Origin of the sequence: Streptomyces gossypii (genome assembly GCF_025165795.1) — a bacterium.
In the GTDB taxonomy this organism is placed as follows: Bacteria; Actinomycetota; Actinomycetes; order Streptomycetales; family Streptomycetaceae; genus Streptomyces; species Streptomyces gossypii.
This window is the reverse complement of the sequence record NZ_JAJAGO010000002.1, coordinates 22,564-40,852: the sequence shown is the minus strand read 5'-3', so window position 1 is coordinate 40,852 and position 18,289 is coordinate 22,564. Positions and strand designations below refer to the sequence as shown.

General features: G+C 70.2%; 19 protein-coding genes. 11 read left to right on the top strand and 8 right to left on the bottom strand.

Features of this window, described 5'->3' with window-relative positions:
* Positions 1-58: 58 nt before the first annotated feature.
* On the top strand, positions 59-442 hold the full coding sequence (locus tag LHJ74_RS03585) for an MmcQ/YjbR family DNA-binding protein (RefSeq protein WP_260216012.1): 384 nt from the start codon (positions 59-61) through the stop codon (positions 440-442).
* Positions 443-469: 27 nt separating this feature from the next.
* On the opposite strand, the gene LHJ74_RS03580 is transcribed toward LHJ74_RS03585, so the two are convergent.
* The 3 genes from LHJ74_RS03580 to LHJ74_RS03570 are packed head-to-tail and all read right to left on the bottom strand — an operon-like array spanning position 470 to position 1,297.
* Entirely contained in the window at positions 470-598 is a 129-nt protein-coding gene (locus LHJ74_RS03580; protein WP_260216011.1) for a hypothetical protein, read from the bottom strand.
* 7 nt (positions 599-605) lie between these two features.
* The gene (locus LHJ74_RS03575) at positions 606-986 is read right to left on the bottom strand and encodes a hypothetical protein (RefSeq protein ID WP_260216010.1); all 381 of its coding nucleotides are present in this window, start codon (positions 984-986) and stop codon (positions 606-608) included.
* Positions 983-1,297, bottom strand: coding sequence for a hypothetical protein (locus tag LHJ74_RS03570; protein ID WP_260216009.1), 315 nt, complete (start codon positions 1,295-1,297; stop codon positions 983-985). Before LHJ74_RS03570 ends, LHJ74_RS03575 begins: the two co-directional genes overlap by 4 nt.
* Before the next feature lie 163 nt (positions 1,298-1,460).
* Here LHJ74_RS03570 and LHJ74_RS03565 point away from each other — a divergent pair, with 163 nt between their 5' ends.
* Together LHJ74_RS03565 and LHJ74_RS03560 are read left to right on the top strand one after the other, a co-directional pair.
* Positions 1,461-2,411 carry a helix-turn-helix domain-containing protein gene (locus LHJ74_RS03565; protein ID WP_260216008.1) on the top strand — a complete coding sequence of 317 codons (951 nt, stop codon included), beginning with the start codon at positions 1,461-1,463 and terminating at the stop codon, positions 2,409-2,411.
* Positions 2,374-2,505, top strand: coding sequence for a DUF397 domain-containing protein (locus LHJ74_RS03560; protein WP_260216007.1), 132 nt, complete (start codon positions 2,374-2,376; stop codon positions 2,503-2,505). The genes LHJ74_RS03565 and LHJ74_RS03560 overlap by 38 nt, the downstream gene beginning before the upstream one ends.
* A 6-nt stretch (positions 2,506-2,511) precedes the next feature.
* Here LHJ74_RS03560 and LHJ74_RS03555 read toward each other — a convergent pair whose 3' ends face one another.
* Positions 2,512-2,985: an Lrp/AsnC family transcriptional regulator gene (locus LHJ74_RS03555; RefSeq protein ID WP_260216005.1), complete on the bottom strand. Its 474-nt coding sequence runs from the start codon at positions 2,983-2,985 to the stop codon at positions 2,512-2,514.
* Positions 2,986-3,079: 94 nt separating this feature from the next.
* Here LHJ74_RS03555 and LHJ74_RS03550 point away from each other — a divergent pair, with 94 nt between their 5' ends.
* The 4 genes from LHJ74_RS03550 (at position 3,080) to LHJ74_RS03535 (ending at position 7,562) form a co-directional block, all read left to right on the top strand.
* Positions 3,080-3,964: a TIGR03619 family F420-dependent LLM class oxidoreductase gene (locus tag LHJ74_RS03550; protein WP_260216003.1), complete on the top strand. Its 885-nt coding sequence runs from the start codon at positions 3,080-3,082 to the stop codon at positions 3,962-3,964.
* Positions 3,961-4,404, top strand: a complete 444-nt coding sequence (locus tag LHJ74_RS03545) for a nucleoside deaminase (RefSeq protein WP_260216002.1) — start codon at positions 3,961-3,963, stop codon at positions 4,402-4,404. Before LHJ74_RS03550 ends, LHJ74_RS03545 begins: the two co-directional genes overlap by 4 nt.
* 331 nt (positions 4,405-4,735) lie before the next feature.
* A complete protein-coding gene (locus LHJ74_RS03540) occupies positions 4,736-6,430 on the top strand; it encodes an ATP-binding cassette domain-containing protein (protein WP_260216000.1) in 1,695 nt (564 codons plus the stop codon).
* 793 nt (positions 6,431-7,223) lie between these two features.
* Positions 7,224-7,562, top strand: a complete 339-nt coding sequence (locus LHJ74_RS03535) for a MerR family transcriptional regulator (protein WP_260215999.1) — start codon at positions 7,224-7,226, stop codon at positions 7,560-7,562.
* Between the two features lie 105 nt (positions 7,563-7,667).
* On the opposite strand, the gene metG is transcribed toward LHJ74_RS03535, so the two are convergent.
* Entirely contained in the window at positions 7,668-9,335 is a 1,668-nt protein-coding gene (gene metG / locus LHJ74_RS03530; RefSeq protein ID WP_260215998.1) for a methionine--tRNA ligase, read from the bottom strand.
* A gap of 238 nt (positions 9,336-9,573) precedes the next feature.
* Here metG and LHJ74_RS03525 point away from each other — a divergent pair, with 238 nt between their 5' ends.
* A complete protein-coding gene (locus LHJ74_RS03525) occupies positions 9,574-11,175 on the top strand; it encodes an N-acetylmuramoyl-L-alanine amidase (protein WP_260215997.1) in 1,602 nt (533 codons plus the stop codon).
* A 103-nt stretch (positions 11,176-11,278) separates the two neighbouring features.
* Here the strand turns inward: LHJ74_RS03525 and LHJ74_RS03520 are convergent, their stop codons facing one another.
* Positions 11,279-11,851 (bottom strand): dihydrofolate reductase family protein, encoded by a 573-nt coding sequence (locus LHJ74_RS03520; RefSeq protein WP_260215996.1) that lies wholly within the window; start codon positions 11,849-11,851, stop codon positions 11,279-11,281.
* Between the two features lie 343 nt (positions 11,852-12,194).
* On the opposite strand from LHJ74_RS03520, the gene LHJ74_RS03515 reads away from it, so the two are divergent.
* The 3 genes from LHJ74_RS03515 (at position 12,195) to LHJ74_RS03505 (ending at position 16,780) form a co-directional block, all read left to right on the top strand.
* The gene (locus LHJ74_RS03515; RefSeq protein WP_375546668.1) at positions 12,195-12,986 is read left to right on the top strand and encodes an ABC transporter ATP-binding protein; all 792 of its coding nucleotides are present in this window, start codon (positions 12,195-12,197) and stop codon (positions 12,984-12,986) included.
* Positions 12,986-15,571, top strand: a complete 2,586-nt coding sequence (locus LHJ74_RS03510; protein ID WP_260215995.1) for an FtsX-like permease family protein — start codon at positions 12,986-12,988, stop codon at positions 15,569-15,571. The genes LHJ74_RS03515 and LHJ74_RS03510 overlap by 1 nt, the downstream gene beginning before the upstream one ends.
* Before the next feature lie 192 nt (positions 15,572-15,763).
* Entirely contained in the window at positions 15,764-16,780 is a 1,017-nt protein-coding gene (locus tag LHJ74_RS03505) for an aldo/keto reductase family protein (protein ID WP_260215994.1), read from the top strand.
* A 74-nt stretch (positions 16,781-16,854) separates the two neighbouring features.
* Here the strand turns inward: LHJ74_RS03505 and LHJ74_RS03500 are convergent, their stop codons facing one another.
* Together LHJ74_RS03500 and LHJ74_RS03495 are read right to left on the bottom strand one after the other, a co-directional pair.
* Positions 16,855-18,051: a cytochrome P450 gene (locus LHJ74_RS03500; RefSeq protein ID WP_260215993.1), complete on the bottom strand. Its 1,197-nt coding sequence runs from the start codon at positions 18,049-18,051 to the stop codon at positions 16,855-16,857.
* Positions 18,048-18,278, bottom strand: a complete 231-nt coding sequence (locus tag LHJ74_RS03495) for an MbtH family protein (protein WP_260215991.1) — start codon at positions 18,276-18,278, stop codon at positions 18,048-18,050. The genes LHJ74_RS03500 and LHJ74_RS03495 overlap by 4 nt, the downstream gene beginning before the upstream one ends.
* Positions 18,279-18,289: the final 11 nt, after the last annotated feature.

The window sequence follows — 18,289 nt, the reverse complement described above, 5'->3', positions numbered from 1 at the left end:
AGCGGAGTGGAGGAAGGCGTGCCGGGCCGCTGTCAGTGGTGCTGCCTACGATGAACGGGTGACTGATCAGCAGCGGCCCGGCCCCGAGGACGTACGGCGTATCTCGCTCTCCCTCCCGGAGACCAAGGAGGTGGTGGCCTGGGCCATGCCCACCTTCCGGGTGGCCGGGAAGATGTTCGTGACGATGCCGGACGATGAGACGTCGTTCGCGGTGCGCTGCCCGCGGCTGGAGCGGGAGGAGCTGATCAAGGCTGAGCCGGAGAAGTTCTGGGTACCGCCGCACGAGTTCAGCTCGGCGTGGGTCCGGGTCCGGCTCGCCGTGCTGGAGAACGGGGACGAGCTGCGCGACATCCTCGTGGACTCCTGGCAGCAGGCTGCCCCGCCCAGACTCCTGGAGGCATGGCCCCACCTGAGCGCCGGCGGGGCGGGGCATGACACGTGACCGGGCCACCGGAGCCTGGCCCGCGCGTCAGCTGTCCCGTGCCTGTTCGGCACGGATGCGCTCGGCGAGCCTGCGCGTGAACGCTTCGCGGTCCGCCTCGGTCCAGGCGTCGGCCTCTGCCTGCTGGACGCGCCGGTCCACCGGGTAGCGAGGCATGTCCGAGTCACCGGACGGCTCCAGCGGGAGGCCACTGCCCGTCGTGGTCGTCGTCTCCGTGGTCGTGGTTGTGGTCGTGGTCCGGGCCGGGCAGGCGTGCGCCGCGGCTGTCGGCGACGCGTAGTACGGCGCGCAGGGAGTGCGTCGTCGCTCGCAGCGCATGCCGCAGTGCGTACTCCCCGGCCTTGTGGTCCTCCAGTACGGCCCGTGCGCCCGTGAGTACGCAGGCGCCGTCGCGTAGTTGGTCGGCCTCGATCTCGTCCGCGAGCTGCCACAGGGTGCCTCCGGGACCGTCCGAGCTGAGGAAGCACGGTTTGCCGGTGCCGTCCTCCCACGGCAGCAGCCGCAGGCCGGGTGCGGGAGCGGTGGTCCGGTCGTAGCTCCTCACGCGGTCACCTCCATGCCGTGGATCCAACGCGGCCCGGCGTCGACGCCGTGCACGGCCAGCCACAACACCCGTCGCCGCACCTGCTGCTGACGCGCTTCCTGGCGTTCTTCGGGCGTGAGGACGTAGGGGCGCACGAGGGCACTGTCCTCTCCTCGCAGCAGTACCGGCGCAGGCATGAGCGGCCGAGGCGCGGTCGGCGGGGCGAACGGCAACGCGGCCGGAGGCGGCTCGGCGGGGCAGCGATGCTGCCCCGCAGGGGGCAGCAGAAGCCGCAACAGCGGCACGAACAGCCTCGCGATCGCATGGGCCATGTCGTCAACTCCAGTCTTGTGCGTGACGCGCGCGCTCATTCGGGAACGGGTCGCAGTCGGCTGCGCGGCCCGTTACGGTGGGTGCATCCAGCGTTGCCCAGAGAGAGGTACGGGCACAACGCTGAACGCGTGCCACTGGCCGACTGTCACGAAGGGGGACGCGGTGAGCCGAGGCAACGCCACAGGGGGAGCAGCGGTCACCACCACCGCCGCCGTGTTCGGCGAGGTGCTGAGACATCACCGGGAGGCGGCAGCCCTCACTCAGGAAGCCCTGGCGCGCAAGATCCCGTGCGACCGCTCGCACGTGGCGCGCGTCGAGGCGGGCAGCCGTGTGCCGCAGGACACCTTCGCCAAGGCGTGTGACGAACTGCTGGGCACGGGCGGGGTATTGCTGCGCCTGTGGTCGCGCATCGACTGGTACCCCGAGGTGGAGCACCCCGACTGGTTCGAACGCCGCGCCGCGATGGACGCCGAAGCGGTCGCGCTGCGTGAGTACCAAACGCAGGTCATGCCAGGTCTGTTGCAGACCGAGGACTACGCCTGGGCACTGTTCTCCCGCCGCCACAAGAGGGAAGAAGAGGTCGAGGAGCGCGTGCGAGCGCGTCTGAGCCGTCAGCAACGCTTCCTCGCGCCGGACGGGCCGTTGTACCTCGTTGTCTTGGACGAGAGCTGTCTGCGTAACGCGGTGGGGAGCCCGGCCGTCATGCGGGGCCAGTGTGCACATCTGCTGTCCGTGGGGCAGCGCCCAAACATCCGCGTCCAGGTCACCCCGGCCGACCTCCTCGGCCTCGTACCCCCCAACACCTCGATGTCGCTGATCAAGCTGCCCGACGGGCACGAATGGGTCTACTCGGAATCCCTGGACCGGGGCCATTTCAGCGACGATCCAGCCGTCTACGGCAGCCATAGCCAGACCTATGATGTGCTCCGGGCAGACGCTCTGTCAGCCGGGGAGTCTGCCGCTCTGATCAGCGAAGTGAGGGAAGGGTACGAGCAGCATGAAGAGGCGCGATCTCAGCTCGGCAACGTGGGTCAAGAGCAGCTACAGCGGCGACAACGGAGGCAACTGCATCGAGGTGGCCTCCGGTATCCCCGGCGTCGTCCCCGTCCGTGACAGCAAGAACCCGCACGGCCCGGCGCTCGTCTTCGGGACCGCCGCGTGGTCCTCCTTCGTCACCGCCGCCAAGGCCGGGGACTTGCCCGGCTGAGTGGCGTCAGTGCGCCCGGGTGGGAGCCTCGGGTACTTGCGGGCCGCGGAAGGGGAGCGGGCGGCTGAGGACGAGGTTGGTCGTCGTGCTGCCGAACTGGGCCAGCGTGTCGACCATTTCCTCCAGGTGGGCCATCGACGTGGCCGCCACCTTCAGGACGTAGCAGTCGTCACCGGTGGTGCGGAGGCACTCCAGGATCTCCGGGCGCTCGCCGAGCAGCCGGCGCAACGGTTCGTGCCTGGTGCCCGGCCCCGGATACTTCAGCCGGACCACCGCCAGCACCGGATATCCGGCCCGCTCCAGGTCCACCTCCGCCCGGTACCCGGTGATCACCCCGGCCGTCTCCAGTCGCCGCACCCGCTCCGTCGTCGCCGACGGACTCAGGTTCACCAGCCGGGCCAGCTCCGTGAACGCGATCCGGCCCTCCCGTTGGACCTCGGCCAGGATCGCCCAGTCCGTCGCGTCGAGACTCTCGGTCATCCGCTCATATTACCGGTGAATGCACGGTCGAAGGCCCAGCGGACAGGCAGGAATCCCTTCAAGAGGCCGGTGCGGCCTGGCTAGGCTCAGGAGCGTGAAAATCGGAGTCAACGTACTCAATTTCGGCCCCGGCACCGACCCGGGAGCCCTGCGCAGCTGGGCCCAGATGGTCGAGGGCCTGGGTTTCGACCTGTTGATGGTCTCGGACCACATAGCCATCACGCCCGATGTCGCCGAGCAGTATCCGGCGCCCTTCTACGAGCCCTTCACCACGCTGTCCTGGCTGGCCGGGATCACCACCCGGGTCCAGCTGGGCACGACGGTCCTCATCGTCCCCTACCGGCACCCGCTGCTCACCGCCCGGATGGCGGCCAACCTGGATCAGCTCAGCGGCGGCCGACTGGTTCTCGGCGTGGGGGTGGGCTGGGCACGGCAGGAGTTCGCCGCGCTCGGGATTCCGTACGAGCAGCGGGGACGGCTGACCGACGACCACCTGCGGGACATCCGTGCGGCATGGGCGGACACCGCCTCGTACGGAAGCGGGAAGGGAGACGGGAGCCAAAGGATTCCGGTGTGGGTCGGCGGGAACAGCGACGCGGGGCTGCGCCGGGCCGTGCGGTTCGGGGACGCGTGGCATCCGCTGCGCCGCACCGTGCCGTGGCTGCGCGAGGCCGCCGTCAGGCTGAAGGTGCTCGCGGACGAGCAGCACGTGCCCGTGCCCGCCCTGGCGCCGCGGATCGCCCTCAGACTCACCGACGCACCGGTCAGCGGACCGCAACGGCTCGCCGGAGAGGGCACGATCGACCAGATCATGGACGATCTCGACCAACTGCGGCTGCTGGGTGCCGAGTCCGTCATCCTCGACCCGTACGACGGCGACCCCCGTGAGACCTGCCACCCGCAGGCGGGCTGGCAGGCACTCGCCACGGTCGCCGCGCACCTCAGCCCACCCGGCAGCACAGCAAGGGAGCAGTCATGAGCACATCCGACGACGACCGCAACCAGGATCACACCCTCCTCCGGCGGGCCATCGAGCTCGCTGCCGAGGGGCGGGCGGTAGGCAACCCGCCATTCGGATCGCTGCTGTCGGGGCCGGACGGGACGGTCCTGGCCGAGGAGTACAACACGACTCTCACCGACAGGGACATCACCGCGCACCCGGAGCTGAAGCTGGCGCGATGGGCCGCGAGGGAGCTGGACGCGGCCGCGGCGGCGGAAACCACGATGTACACCAGCTGCCAGCCGTGCGGGATGTGCGAGGCGGCCATCCAGCGGGCCGGGCTGCGGCGGGTGGTGTTCGCCCTCTCCAACGAGCAGCTTCTGGACATCCGGCCGGACAGCGGCCAGCCTCCCGTACCGCAGGACGGTCCCGCGCTGCTCGACGAGGTACGGGCCGTGGTGGAGGGCTACTACCGCTGACGGTCCGGCCGACGGCCGTGCCGCCAGTGGGGGGAACGGCGTTGCGGACCCGGCGGTTCGGTCGCTACCGTGAGGGTGGCTCTGTTGTCTCCGATTGAGGTGGACGTTGCGCATCTGAGGTTCGCGATCACCGCGCCGTACGCTCCAGCTACTCGCTGCCGTACGCCCGTCACGCCGTAGCGCCCTCTCCGGCGCCCGTGACCTCGCGTGGATGCGACCTCGGTGCACTGAGCCGTCCTCCGGTCTTCCGGTCCGGTTCCTCGCCGCGTGGTGCTCGCAGACGAAGCCCCCCGTCCACCGCGTTTGCGGCTGCGAGAACTGCGAGAACCCCATGGCGACACCCATCCCGCCCACGGCAGCGACCACACCCGGCGCTTCGCTCACCGCCTCCGCCCTGGCCTTCCGGTGGCCGGACGGCACGGCCGTCTTCGACGGACTGTCGCTCAGCGTCGGGCGCGGCCGGACCGGTCTCGTCGGCGCCAACGGCACCGGGAAGTCCACACTGCTGCGGCTGCTGGCCGGACGGCTGCGCCCCGCCCGGGGCTCGGTGACCGTCGGCGGCAGCCTCGCCTATCTGCCGCAGAACCTCACCCTGGATACGGACCTGCGCGTCGACGAGGCGCTCGGCATCGCCGGGCGGCGCTGCGCGCTGCGCGCCATCGAGGCCGGGGACGTGCGCGAGGAGCACTTCGAGACGGTCGGCGACGACTGGGACGTCGAGGAACGGGCCCTGGCGACTCTGGGCTCGCTCGGGCTCGGCGAGCTCGGACTGGACCGCACGGTGGGCCGGATGTCCGGCGGCGAGACCGTACTGCTCCGCCTGGCCGCGCTGCTGCTGGAACGTCCGGACGTCCTCCTGCTGGACGAACCGACGAACAATCTTGACGTGTTCGCGCGCCGCAGGCTCTACGAGGCCGTGGACTCCTGGCGCTCCGGCGTCCTGGTCGTGGTCAGCCACGACCGTGAACTGCTGGAGCGCGTGGACCGCATCGCCGAACTGCGCTCCGGCTCGGTGAGCTGGTACGGAGGCGGCTGGTCCGCCTACCAGGAGGCGCTGGCCACCGAGCAGGAGGCGGCCGGGCGGACGCTGCGGGCCGCCGAGGCGGACGTGCGTCGGCAGAAGCGCGAGCTGGAGGAGACCCGGACGAAGGTGGCGCGCCGCCAGCGGCAGAGCAAGAAGCTGGACGCGCAGCGCCGGGCGCCCAGGATCGTCGCGGGTGAGCGCAAGCGTGCGGCGCAGGTGTCGGGGGACAAGCTCCGCAACCTGCACGAGGACCGGCTCAGCGAGGCGCGCGAACGCCGCGAGGAGGCGGCGGACGCCATCCGTGACGACGCGGAGATCCGTGTGAGCCTGCCCGGCACGGCGGTGCCCGCGGGCCGCACAGTCCTCAGCCTGCACGACGTGCGGCCCCGCTTCGGCACGCTGCGCGGGGGCGAGAGCGGAGCTGATCTCCAGGTGCGGGGGCCCGAGCGGATCGCCCTCGTCGGGCGCAACGGCGCGGGCAAGACCACGCTGCTGCGCACCCTCACCGGGGAGCTGGCGCCGCTGTCCGGCACGGCCGAGGCCCATGTGCCGCTGCGGTTCCTGCCGCAGCGGCTCGACGTGCTGGACGAGGAGCTGAGCGTCGCGGCGAACGTCGCCCGGCTGGCCCCCGGGGTCACCGAGCAGCACATCCGCGCCCAGCTGGCGCGCTTCCTCTTCAAGGGGGCGCGGGCGGAACAGCGGGCGGGCACGCTCTCCGGCGGGGAACGCTTCCGTGCCGCCCTCGCGGCGATGATGCTGGCCGCACCGGCCCCGCAACTGCTGCTGCTGGACGAGCCGACGAACAACCTCGACCTGGCGAGCGTGCGGCAGCTGACGAGCGCGCTCCGGTCGTACGAGGGTGCGCTCCTGATCGCCGGTCACGACCTGGCGTTCCTGGAGTCGGTCGGCATCACGCGGTGGGTGCTCGTCGCGGAGGAGCTGCGCGAACTGACGCCGGACGAGGCGTGCGAACTGTTCGCGACGGTCCCGGAGCCGCGCTGAGCGGCGGGACGCTTAACCCGCCAGGGTCCGATTACCCCACCGTCGGACACGCGGAAAGCTATGACGGCGGGAGTAGACATCGGGCGGTGGTGTGGGTATGGTTTCTCTTGTAGCCGAGATCAGCAAGGCCCGGCAGAGACGAACTGCCGGGCAGCAGTACACGCAGTTGCAGTGCGCAGGACGGTGCGGTGGTGGAGTACCGAAGCCATGCTTGTTGCAGGAAGGCGACGGGACTGGCGACCGCACTGGGTGGCCCGCAGTGATCAGGGGCCGCCAAGAGCAGTACCGCAGGTGGCAGTACCCGCAAGTGCAGTTCTCAGTACCAGCAGCAAAGTCAGTGAGCAGCACCTCGGTGAAGGCGTCGGCTGCGGACGCGCGCACCGGGAAGTTCGGCAGTGGGGTTCCAAGCCAGAGCAGACGCACGATGGGCGACGGGGCTGGCTGCCGAAGAGTGGCGCTGTCACAGGCCACCTGCAGTTCGCAGTATCAGTAGTACCAGCAGTACGCAGTCCCCCGTTGGTAAGTAGTTGATCAAGAGGGAAGAACGGAGGAGTTGAGCGCCATCAGGATCGCCCGGGCGGAATCACTGAGCCCGGGTACCGCAGGACATCGATAGTGAGGTGGTCTCCGGTCAAGCAACCGCGATCCCCGTACCCCCGACAGCATCTTGGTCGGGTCTGCGGAAACAGAAGGCCGACGCAGTACCAGGGTCGGCAGATGGTGTAGCAGTTCCTTCGGGGCCCTGGTGCCAAATGGCATCAGGGCCCCTCAACGCGTTCCACAGAGAGGTGCAATGACAGCAGACGACTCGTTCGGACGTCTCGATGACGACGACTACCCCGCCTACACGATGGGCCGCGCCGCCGAGATGCTCGGCACCACCCAGGGCTTCCTCCGCGCTATCGGCGAAGCCCGCCTGATCACCCCGCTGCGCTCCGAGGGCGGCCATCGCCGCTTCTCCCGCTACCAGCTGCGCATCGCGGCCCGCGCCCGGGAACTCGTCGACCAGGGCACCCCCATCGAGGCCGCCTGCCGCATCGTCATCCTCGAGGACCAGCTCGAAGAAGCACAGCGCATCAACGCCGAACACCGCCGCGCCGCCGGATCGGCGAACCCGACGGCCGCATCCTGAGACGGCGGACCTGCGGCTTTCCCGGCAGCTTCGTCGCTGCCGCTCACGCACGTTGCCCGGAACGCTTCAGCGTCCCGGGCAACACTGTCTTCACCAGGTCTCCGGTCAGCTGGTCTTCGGCTCCTCCAGGCGGGGGAAGAGGACCGCGCCCTTGGTGACCGTGACGCCCGCCGGGAGCTGGCCCCAGCGGCCCGTGTCCTGGACGCGCTGGTCGGCGAGCGCGCCGAGGGCGGGCTCCGCGCCCAGCGAGGCCCACAGCTTGCCGGAGGTTTCCGGCATGACGGGATTGAGCAGCACCGCGCAGGCGCGGAGCGATTCGGCGGCGGTGTAGAGGATCGCCGCGAGCCGGGTCTGCGCCTCCTCGGAGGTGTCCTTGGCGACCTTCCAGGGCGCCTGCTCGGTCAGATAGCCGTTCACCTGCTTGATGAAGTCGAAGACCGCCGCGATGCCTCCGGCGAAGTCCAGCTCCTCGCCGATCCGCCGGTCGGCCTCCGCGACCGCCCGCGTCAGGCCGTCCGCGACGGCCTGTTCGGCGGCACCCGCCTCACCCGCCGTGCCGGAGCCGGCGGCGGGCAGCTTGCCGTCGAAGTACTTGCCGACCATCGCGGCGACCCGGGAGGCGAGGTTGCCGAAGTCGTTTGCCAGTTCGCTGGTGTAGCGGGCGGTGAAGTCCTCCCAGGAGAAGGAGCCGTCCTGGCCGAAGGCGATGGCGCGCAGGAAGTACCAGCGGTACGCGTCGACGCCGAAGTGCTCGGTGAGCTGCTGCGGGGAGATACCGGTCAGGTTGGATTTCGACATCTTCTCGCCGCCGACCATCAGCCAGCCGTTGGCGGCGATCTTCCCGGGCAGCGGCAGCCCGTTCGCCATCAGCATCGCGGGCCAGATCACCGCGTGGAAGCGGAGGATGTCCTTGCCGACCAGGTGGACGTCGGCGGGCCAGGTCTCCGCGAACTTCTTCTGGTCGGCGCCGTAGCCCACGGCGGTCGCGTAGTTGAGCAGCGCGTCGATCCAGACGTAGATGACGTGCTTGTCGTCCCAGGGGACCTTCACGCCCCAGTCGAAGGTCGACCGGGAGATGGAGAGGTCCTCGAGGCCCTGCCGTACGAAGCTCATCACCTCGTTGCGCGCGGACTCGGGCTGGATGAAACCGGGGTTGCGCTCGTAGTGCTCCAGCAGCCTGGCGCCGTACTCGGAGAGCTTGAAGAAGTAGTTCTCCTCCTTGAGCATCTCCACCGGCTTCTTGTGGATCGGGCAGAGCAGCTGGCCCTCGAACTCGCCTTCGCCGGGCAGCAGTTCGCCGGAGGTCTTGTACTCCTCGCAGCCCACGCAGTACGGACCCTCGTAACCGCCCTGGTAGATCTCGCCCTTGTCGTAGAGGTCCTGGACGAACTCCTGCACGCGGGCGGTGTGCCGTGCCTCGGTCGTGCGGATGAAGTCGTCGTTCGCGATGTCCAGGTGCTCCCAGAGGGGCTTCCACGCCTCCTCGACGAGCCGGTCGCACCACGCCTGCGGGGTGACCCCGTTGGCCTCGGCGGTGCGCATGATCTTCTGCCCGTGCTCGTCGGTGCCGGTGAGGTACCACACCTTCTCGCCACGCTGGCGGTGCCAGCGTGTGAGCACGTCGCCCGCGACGGTCGTATAGGCGTGGCCCAGGTGGGGAGCGTCGTTCACGTAGTAGATGGGGGTCGAGACGTAGTACGCCCGGCCCTCCGCCTGCTCCGCACGCTCAGTCTGCTCCGCCTGTTCCGTCTGCTCAGTTCCAGTGGCCGCCATGGCCGAAATCCTAACGGTCGGCACGGGCCCGGCTCGCCCCCCTGACACTCCGTGATCACAAAACCACCCGGAGCAGCCCGTGCCGCCTGGTTGACGCGCGTAGCGCGCACCACCATTCTCATTACACAGTGGGGGCACCTCCTTGCTGGTTCCTTGCTGTGTACGAGTGATCTTGTCATGCCCGCATCATGTTCACGCTCATGCCTGCATCGGCTGAGGCTCCCCACAGGAGGTCACCTTGTCCAGACGACCAGCACTCTGGCGGCGGCTGCGGAGCACCGCCCTCGGCGGTGTAGCCGTCGCGGCCCTGCTCGCCACGGTCCAGCCGGCCGGCGCCGCGCCCGCAGGACCGGCCGGACCCGCCGGCCCCGGCCCGTCCGCACCGGTGAACCGGGCGTTCTCCCAGGCCGCCGAGGAGTACCAGGTCCCCCGCGACCTGCTGGTCGCCGTCGGCTACGGGGAGACGCGCCTCGACAGCCACGGCGGCAAACCCAGTCACGCCAACGGCTACGGCGTGATGCACCTGGTCAGCAACCCCCACCACCACACCCTGGAACGGGCCGAGGAGCTGACCGGCGAAGGGGCGGCGGAGCTGAAGCAGGACACGGCCGCCAACATCCACGGCGGAGCCGCCGTACTGCGCGCATACGCCGACGACATCGGCCTGGACCGCGCCGAGCGCCGAGACCCGGCCGCCTGGTACCCCGCGGTCGCCGCATACGGCGGCGCCCGCGACGACTCCACCGCCCGGCTCTACGCGGACACCGTCTACCGCCTGCTCGACCAGGGGATCGAGACCCGGGTGCCCGGCGGCGAGCGGGTCACGGCCGAGGCACCGGACCTGGCCCCCGAGCGCGGCAAGTACGCCGACGTCCCCTCACTGGACGGATCCGGCCCCGCCGAAGCGAAGACCCGGAGCAGCGACTACCCGGACGCCCACTGGGTCCCGGCCGACTCGTCCAACTACTCCTCCGGCCGCTCCTCGCCGATCAGCGCGGTGGTCGTCCACGTCACCCAGGGGTCGTACGCCGGGAGCATCAGCTGGTTCCAGAACCCCTCCTCGGACGTCAGCGCCCACTACCTCGTACGTTCCTCGGACGGTGACATCACCCAGATGGTGCGGGACCGCGACACCGCCTGGCACGCACGCTCCGGCAACGCGTACTCGGTGGGCATCGAACACGAGGGCTACGTCGACAACCCCTCCTGGTTCACCGACGCGATGTACCGCTCCTCGGCGGCCCTGACCAGCCACCTGTGCGAGGAGTACGGCATCCCCAAGGACCGCGCCCATGTCGTCGGGCACAGCGAGGTGCCGGGCAACGACCACACCGACCCGGGCTCGAACTGGGACTGGGATTACTACATGCAGCTCGTCGGGGGCTCCAGCGACACCGCGCCCGAGCTGAGCTTCGCGTCCTACGACACCCTCCGGGAGGGTTCCTCGGGCGCGCAGGTCAACGCCGCGCAGTACCTCCTCAACCAGGGAGGCTTCGACGCGGGCACCGTGGACGGCGACTTCGGGCCCAAGACCACCGCCGCCGTCACCTCCTTCCAGCGCGCCCGGGGACTGACCGCCGACGGCACGGTCGGGAAGAGGACCTGGACGGCGCTGCTCTCAGCCGGTACGAAGCCGGTGCTGCGCAACGGTGACAGCGGTGCGGGCGTGGAGCGGCTGCAACGCGCGCTCACGGCCGCGCTGGGCCGCACCGTCGACGCCGACGGCGCCTTCGGGCCGAACACGGAGCAGGCGGTCCGCGACTACCAGACCAGTCGCAAGCTGGACGTCGACGGCATCGTGGGCAACGCGTCCTGGACGGCGCTGCAGGCAGGCAAGTAGTCCCGTCCTGTTCTGTTCTGTTCTGCTCTGCTCTGCTCCGTCACGGCGCGGCGCGGAGCGGCGGCCGGGAGCGTCCGACGTGCTCCCGGCGAGTCGCTTCGCGTCAGCGGACGACGTCGAAGACGTTCTTCTGCATGCCGTTGGCGTAAGCCTCGTGCTCCACCAGCTTCAGCTTCTGGGCGTCCTTGTCCGTGTCGCTGAACAGCCGCTTGCCCGCGCCGAGCAGCAGCGGGAAGACGAGCAGGTGGTAGCGGTCTATCAGGCCGGCGTCGGAGAGGCTCCGGTTGAGCGCGGCACTGCCGTGGACGATGATCGGGCCGCCTTCGGTCTCCTTCAGCGCGGCGACCTCGTCGAGCGAGCGCAGGAGTGTGATCTCACCCCAGTTCGAGACCAGACCGTCCTCGCCGAGGGTGGTGGAGACGACATACTTCGGCATGGCCTTGTAGTCGGTGAACTCCTCCATGGCCGGCCAGACGGGGCTGAACGCCTCGTAGCTGACCCGGCCCATCATCAACGCGGTGGCCTCCTGCTGCTCCTTCCCCTTGATCTCGTACGCCTCCGGGAGGAACTCGACGTCCTTGAAGGTCCAGCCGGAGTTCCGGTAGCCCGGCTCGCCGCCCGGGGCCTCCACGACGCCGTCCAGCGAGACGAAGGCTGTGCTGATCAGATTGCGCATCTGAGGTCTCCGTGTGTCGTGATCTGTGTGTCGTGATCTCTGTGTGCTGATCTGTGTGTGCTGATCGTTCTCATCCGTACTGACTCCGGACCGCGGAGAAAATCATCGGCATGCGGCGGGCCGGGCATGGCGTCCACCGGCCGGTTGACGGTTTCCTGGGGGTGCCTGGGGTAAGCAGGGGTGGTGCTGGCGCCACCTCAGGAGGCCGGGTACTGCCATGGGCCCGGCGCCCCGTTCTCCATAGCGTCATGGAGGACAGCCCAGAGCACCGGAACACACCGGGGCCGAGAGCGCGGAGGCAGCCGTGACCAGCCAGCATACGTACGACGACTTGGGGTTTCCCCTGGCGCACCGGGCCGGGGACGGCAGGTGGACGGTACGGCTGGACGACGTCCGCAAGGTCTACGGCAAGAGCGGCCGGGCCGCGTCCGTCGCCGCGCTCGACGGGGTCTCCATCGGCTTCGCCCCCGGCAGCTTCACGGCCGTGATGGGCCCCTCAGGCTCCGGCAAGTCGACGCTGCTCCAGTGCGCGGCCGGACTCGACCGGCCCACCAGCGGGTCGGTGACGCTGGAGGGGCAGGAGTTGGGCGCCCTGCGTGAGACGGCGCTGACCAAGCTGCGCCGGGAGCGGATCGGCTTCATCTTCCAGAGCTTCAACCTGCTGCCCGCGCTGACCGCCGCGCAGAACATCACGCTGCCGCTGAAGTTCGCGGGCAAGCGGGCGAAGAGGGACCGGATCGCCGAGGTCATCGCGCAGGTCGGCCTCACCGAGCGGGCCGGGCACCGCCCCGCCGAGCTGTCCGGCGGCCAGCAGCAGCGGGTCGCCGTCGCGCGGGCGCTGGTCGTCCGCCCCGCCGTGCTCTTCGCGGACGAGCCGACCGGCGCGCTGGACACCCGTACCGCCGCCGAGGTGCTCGGGCTGCTCCGCGAGACGGTGCGGGACGCGGGCCAGACCATCGTCATGGTCACCCACGATCCGGTGGCCGCCTCGTACGCGGACCGCGTCATCTTCCTCGCCGACGGCCGTCTCGTGGACGAGCTGAGGGCGCCGACCGCCGACGCCGTCGCCGAGCGGATGACCGTCGCCCAGGCCACCGCCAAGGGCGCCGACGGTGCGAAGGGGGGTGTGCGCTGATGCTGGTACTCGCCGGGCGCACCCTGCGCTTCCGGATGGGCGCCTTCGTGGCGACCTTCCTCGCCCTCTTCTTCGGCGTCACCATCGTGATGGCCTGCGGCGGACTGCTGGAGACGGGTGTACGGAACAACGCGCCGCCCGAACGGCTGGCCAGAGCCGACGTGCTGGTCACCGGGGACCGTTCCCTCTCGGTGCCCGGCCTCTCGGCGGACAACGCGGAGAACGCCGTGCTGGAGGAGCGGGTGCCGCTGGACGGCGCGCTGCTCGCAGCGGTGCGCGGCGTCGACGGCGTGGGCGAGGCCGTCGCCGAGCGTACGTTCGACGCTGTGCTGCTGGGCGGCGAGTCCGGCGACCGTGGCGAGTCCGGTGACCGTACCGAAGTACGGGGCCACGGCTGGCAGTCGGCGTCCATGACCCCGTACGAGATGACGCCCGGCGGCCAGGAGTCCGGCCGTGCCCCCGAGCGTGCCGACGAGGTGGTGCTGGACGCGCGCACCGCCCGCACGGCCGGGCTGGAGACCGGCGACACCGTACGGATCGCGGCGCGCGGCGACTCCGCCACGTACACCGTCACCGGCGTCGCCGACCCCGCTCCGGGCGGCGACACCGTGCCGCAGCGCACGGTCTTCTTCTCCGACAAGCGCGCCGACGCCCTCGCGGGCGGCGTGGTCACCGACATCGCCGTCACCGCCGCACGGGGCCAGGACATCGGCGCCCTGAAGTCGGCGATCGCGAAGGCGGCCGGCGACGCGCCCGTCAAGGTGCTGACCGGCGACGACCGGGGCGCCGTCGAGCATCCCGACGTGCTCACCGGCAAGGAGGACCTGATCGTGCTGGCGGCCGTCTTCGGCGGGCTGGCCACCACGGTCGCCATCTTCGTCGTCTCGTCCACGATCGCGCTCTCCGTCCAGCAGCGGCAGCGGGAGTTCGCCCTGATGCGGGCGGTCGGCGGCACTCCCCGGCAGCTGCGCCGGATGCTGCTCGGCGAGACGCTGATGGTGACGGTGCTGGCGGCGGTGGCCGGATGGTTCGCCGGTCCGGTGGTGAGCCGCTGGCTGTTCGAGCGGCTGGTCGACGGCGGCCTGGTCGAGGACGTCGTCGAGTACAGCCTCGGCTGGATACCGGCGGTCGCGGCGGGCGGCGCGCTGCTGATCACCGCGCTGCTCGGCGGCTGGATCGGTGCGCGCCGCGCGGTCCGCGCCCGGCCCACCGAGGCGCTGGCCGAGGCCGCACTGCAACAGCGCTGGCTGCACCCGGTGCGCCTGATCCTGGCGATCCTCTTCCTGGCCGGTGCGACAGCCCTCATGATCGTCACCGTGCTGGTGTTCGACGGACCCATCGCCGCCAGCACCGCGGGCCCCACCGTGATGGCCGCCGCGGTCGGCCTCGCCCTCCTCGGCCCCGGCCTGACCAAGATGATGACCGTACTGCTGTCCGGTCCGGTGCGGGCACTGAGCGGGGTGGGCGGCGAGATGGCCGTACTCAACTGCCGGGCACGCACCGTACGGCTGGCCGCCGTCGTCACCCCGATCATGCTGGCCTCCGGCATCGCCACCGGGCAGCTCTACCTGCAGACCACCCAGGTAGCGGCCAGTGAGGCGGCGTTCAAGGAGAATCTGCGCGCCGACGCCGTGGTCACCTCGGCGGCGGGCGGCGTGGGCCCGGACCTGCTCGAGGCGGTCCGCGCGACCGACGGCATCAAGGCCGCCGGAGCGTATGTGACCAGCACCGGATTCATCGAGGGCAAGGGCAGCTCCGGGCAGGACGAGGACGGGCTGCCGCTCCAGGGGGTCAGCGCCGACGGCGTCACGGAGACGACGGCGGTCACCGTCACCTCCGGCACCCTGGACAAGCTGCGCGGCGGGGCGATCGCACTGCCCGAGTCGCGGGCGGACGACGCGGGCGTGGGCCTCGGCGACACGCTCCGGCTGCGCCTCGGCGACCGGGGCACCGAAACGGTGCGGGTGGTGGCGCTCTTCGAGGGCCGGGCCGGTTACGAGAGCGCGCTCACCCCGGCCTCGCTGCTCGCCCGGCACACCACCGAGGGCCTGCCGGAGCAACTCCTCGTGACCGCCCGGCCCGGCGTGGACGCGACCGCCGCGCTGGCCGGGCTGGCCGAGGAGCGGCCGGGCGTGGCGGTCGCGGGGCGCGAGGCGCTCGAGGCGGCGAACGCGGAGGACGCGCGAACCCAGGCGTGGATCAACTACCTGATGGTCGGCCTGATCGTGGGCTACACGGCGATCTCCGTCGTCAACTCGCTGGTGATGGCCACCCGCAACCGGCGCCGGGAGTTCGGACTGCAGCGGCTCTCCGGAGCTTCCGTGGCCCAGGTGCTGCGGATGATGACGCTGGAGGCGCTGCTCGCCACCGCGATGGGCGTGGCGCTGGGCGCGGTGGCCGCGTCCACCTCGCTGATCCCGTTCAGCGTCGCGGCCTCGGAGAGCTGGGTGCCGTCCGGGCCCCTGTGGATCTTCGGCGCGGTCGTCGGCACGGCGGCGACGCTCGCACTGGCCGCGACACTCCTCCCGACCTGGGCCGCCCTCCGCGAGCCCCCGGCCCGCGCGGCCCTGGCCAACACGGACTGACCGTCGGGGCCGGTCGGCCCGGAAGCGGGGGGGGGCCCCGGGCCCCCGCGGGGGGGGGGGCGGGGGGCCCCGCCGGGCCCCGGCCCCGCCCGCGCGCGGGGGGGCCGCCCCCCCCCCGCTTCCGTGGGCTGGGGATAATCCGGATTCTCGGATATCGGCAGCTCATCCCAAGTCCGTTGATAATTTGGGGTCATGGAATTTCGCCATCTGGGACGCAGCGGTTTGATCGTCAGTCAGCTTGCGTTCGGCAACTGGCTCACCCGGAGTTCACCAGGAGGCGAGGAGACAGAAATCGCCTGCGTGCGGGCCGCACTTGACGCCGGAATCACCACCTTCGACACCGCCGATGTCTACGCGGACGCCCACGCGGAGGAATCCCTCGGCCGGGCGCTGAAGGGAGAGCGCCGGGAGGGTCTGGAGATTCTCACCAAGGTCTTCGCGCCCGTCGGCCCAGGACGCAACGATATGGGGCTCTCGCGCAAGCACATCAGGGAGTCGATCGCCAATTCCCTGCGCCGACTGGGAACGGACCACGTGGATGTCTACCAGGCACACCGGTTCGACCTCTCCACCCCGCTGGAGGAGACCATGGAGGCGCTGGCAGACGTGGTGCACTCCGGTAAGGCGCACTACATCGGCGTCTCCGAGTGGACGGCGGACCAGATCAGGCAGGGGCACTCTCTCGCCCGGGAGCTCAAGATCCCTCTGGTGTCCAACCAGCCGCAGTACTCGGCCCTGTGGCGGGTGCCCGAGGCCGAGGTGATTCCGGCCTGCGAGGAGTTGGGTGTCGGACAGATCGTCTGGTCGCCACTGGCCCAAGGCGTGCTGACCGGCAAGTACCTGCCGGGTGGGACGTGGCCGGAGGGTTCCCGGGCGACGGACGCGAACGACGGCTCGGCGGAACTGGCCGCATGGTTGACGGACGATGTCCTCAGCCGTGTGCGGCAGCTCGGGCCGATCGCCGCCGAAGGCGGCCTGACGGCCGCTCAACTCTCGCTTGCCTGGGTACTCCAGAACCCCAATGTCTGTGCTGCCGTGCTCGGCGCCTCCCGGCCCGAGCAGATCACCGACAACGTCAAGGCAGTCGGCATCAGACTGGAGGGCGAGGTCATGGACCGGATCGACAGCGTCCTCGGCCCGGTGGTCAACCGTGACCCGGCGGTCACGGTCGAGAGCAGTCCCCCGTCCCCCGGCTGGCGGCTCGCCTGACGCTGCGAGCGGGCCTCCCCGCAGACGTATGACACGTCCGCGGGGAGCTCACCAGCCGCATTCTCCGGTCGGATTCACCAGATGATCGGCAGCCGCAGCAGGCTTCGTACCTGCATGCCGTCCTTCCATTCCAGCGAATTCAGGGGAACGGCGCACCGCATGTCGGGCAGCCGGGCGAAAAGCGCCTCCAGCGCTGCCTGTATCTCCAGCCGGGCCAACGGCGCACCAAGACAGCGGTGGATTCCGTACCCGAACCCCAGGTGGGGATTGTGCTTTCGGGTGAGGTCGAACAGGTCCGCGTTCTCGAACACCGATTCGTCGCGGTTGGCCGAGGGAATGGCGGGAAGTACGGACTCGCCCGCTCGGATCAGCGTTCCGCTCAGTTCGATGTCCTCGGTGGCGTAGCGCGCGAAGGTGACATGGGAGATGAGGGGCACGTAGCGCAGCAGTTCCTCGATCGCTCTCGGCATCAACTCGGGTCGGCGCTTGAGCAGTTCGAGCTGCTCGGGGTGGGTGAACAGGGCGTAGAGGGAGTCGATGAGCTGTGCCGAGACCGTCTCGTGCCCCGCGATCAACAGGACGCTCGCCAGCTCCACCAGTTCCTTCTCGGAGAGTTTGTCCTCCTCATCGCTGGCCTTGACCATGGCACTGATCAGGTCGTCCTGCGGCTGCTCACGGCGGCTGACCATCAGCTGCGCGATGTATCCGTGCAGCCGCTCGGTGTCCGCCTCGATCTCCTCCTCCGTCATCACGGTCGTGGCGGAGAAGGCGTCCAGCCAGCCGCGGAACTGCTCGCGGTCCTCGAATGGGACGCCGAGCAGATCGCAGACGACCGTGCCGGCGAAGGGAACGGCGAGTCCTTCCATGAGATCAGCCGGTGGCCCCTGGGCCACCAGTCCGTCGATCAGCCGGTGTGCCTCCCCCTCGATCCGGGGACGCAGCAGCTCGACACGGCGAACGGTGAAGACCTTGGCCAGGAGCCGGCGTAACCGGGTGTGGTCGGGCGAGTCCATGCCCAGGATGCTGGTGTGGATGGGCAGGGGAGTGAGGCGGGACTCGTCGTGCTCCGCTGCCTTCGCACGGCTGAACCGGGGGTCCCCCAGGGCAGTCTTCATGTCTGCGTGCCGGGTGACCAGCCAGGCGTCTTCACCGAAGGGGCAGCCGACCCGGAGGACGGGATCTTCTCGCCGCAGCTCTGCGTACAGCGGATCAACGTCCAGGGCGGCCGCTTCGCTGAAGGGGTAGCTGCGGGGGGCTTGCTGATCGCTCATGCGGACCGCACCTCCGAGAACCGGTTGTAGTGCTCGACGAGGCTCTTGGGCCGCATGTCGGTCCAGTTCTCCTCGACGTAGGAGAGGCACTCCTCGTGAGAGGCAGGGCCGTGGACTGCGGCCCACCCCGCCGGAACCGTGGTGAAGGACGGCCACAAGGAGTGCTGTCCCTCGTCGTTGACCAGCACCGAGAAGGTGCTCTCGGTGTCGTCCCAGGGGTTGCTCATGACGTGACCTT

What these genes read in the sequence shown, in the direction of transcription:
- LHJ74_RS03580 (WP_260216011.1), bottom strand. Translation starts at nt 598, where the DNA reads ATGCCTCGCTACCCGGTGGACCGGCGCGTCCAGCAGGCAGAGGCCGAC.
- LHJ74_RS03570 (WP_260216009.1), bottom strand. Translation starts at nt 1,297, where the DNA reads ATGGCCCATGCGATCGCGAGGCTGTTCGTGCCGCTGTTGCGGCTTCTG.
- LHJ74_RS03555 (WP_260216005.1), bottom strand. Translation starts at nt 2,985, where the DNA reads ATGACCGAGAGTCTCGACGCGACGGACTGGGCGATCCTGGCCGAGGTC.
- LHJ74_RS03545 (WP_260216002.1), top strand. Translation starts at nt 3,961, where the DNA reads ATGAGCACATCCGACGACGACCGCAACCAGGATCACACCCTCCTCCGG.
- LHJ74_RS03540 (WP_260216000.1), top strand. Translation starts at nt 4,736, where the DNA reads ATGGCGACACCCATCCCGCCCACGGCAGCGACCACACCCGGCGCTTCG.
- LHJ74_RS03535 (WP_260215999.1), top strand. Translation starts at nt 7,224, where the DNA reads ATGACAGCAGACGACTCGTTCGGACGTCTCGATGACGACGACTACCCC.
- metG (WP_260215998.1), bottom strand. Translation starts at nt 9,335, where the DNA reads ATGGCGGCCACTGGAACTGAGCAGACGGAACAGGCGGAGCAGACTGAG.
- LHJ74_RS03520 (WP_260215996.1), bottom strand. Translation starts at nt 11,851, where the DNA reads ATGCGCAATCTGATCAGCACAGCCTTCGTCTCGCTGGACGGCGTCGTG.
- LHJ74_RS03510 (WP_260215995.1), top strand. Translation starts at nt 12,986, where the DNA reads ATGCTGGTACTCGCCGGGCGCACCCTGCGCTTCCGGATGGGCGCCTTC.
- LHJ74_RS03505 (WP_260215994.1), top strand. Translation starts at nt 15,764, where the DNA reads ATGGAATTTCGCCATCTGGGACGCAGCGGTTTGATCGTCAGTCAGCTT.
- LHJ74_RS03500 (WP_260215993.1), bottom strand. Translation starts at nt 18,051, where the DNA reads ATGAGCGATCAGCAAGCCCCCCGCAGCTACCCCTTCAGCGAAGCGGCC.
- LHJ74_RS03495 (WP_260215991.1), bottom strand. Translation starts at nt 18,278, where the DNA reads ATGAGCAACCCCTGGGACGACACCGAGAGCACCTTCTCGGTGCTGGTC.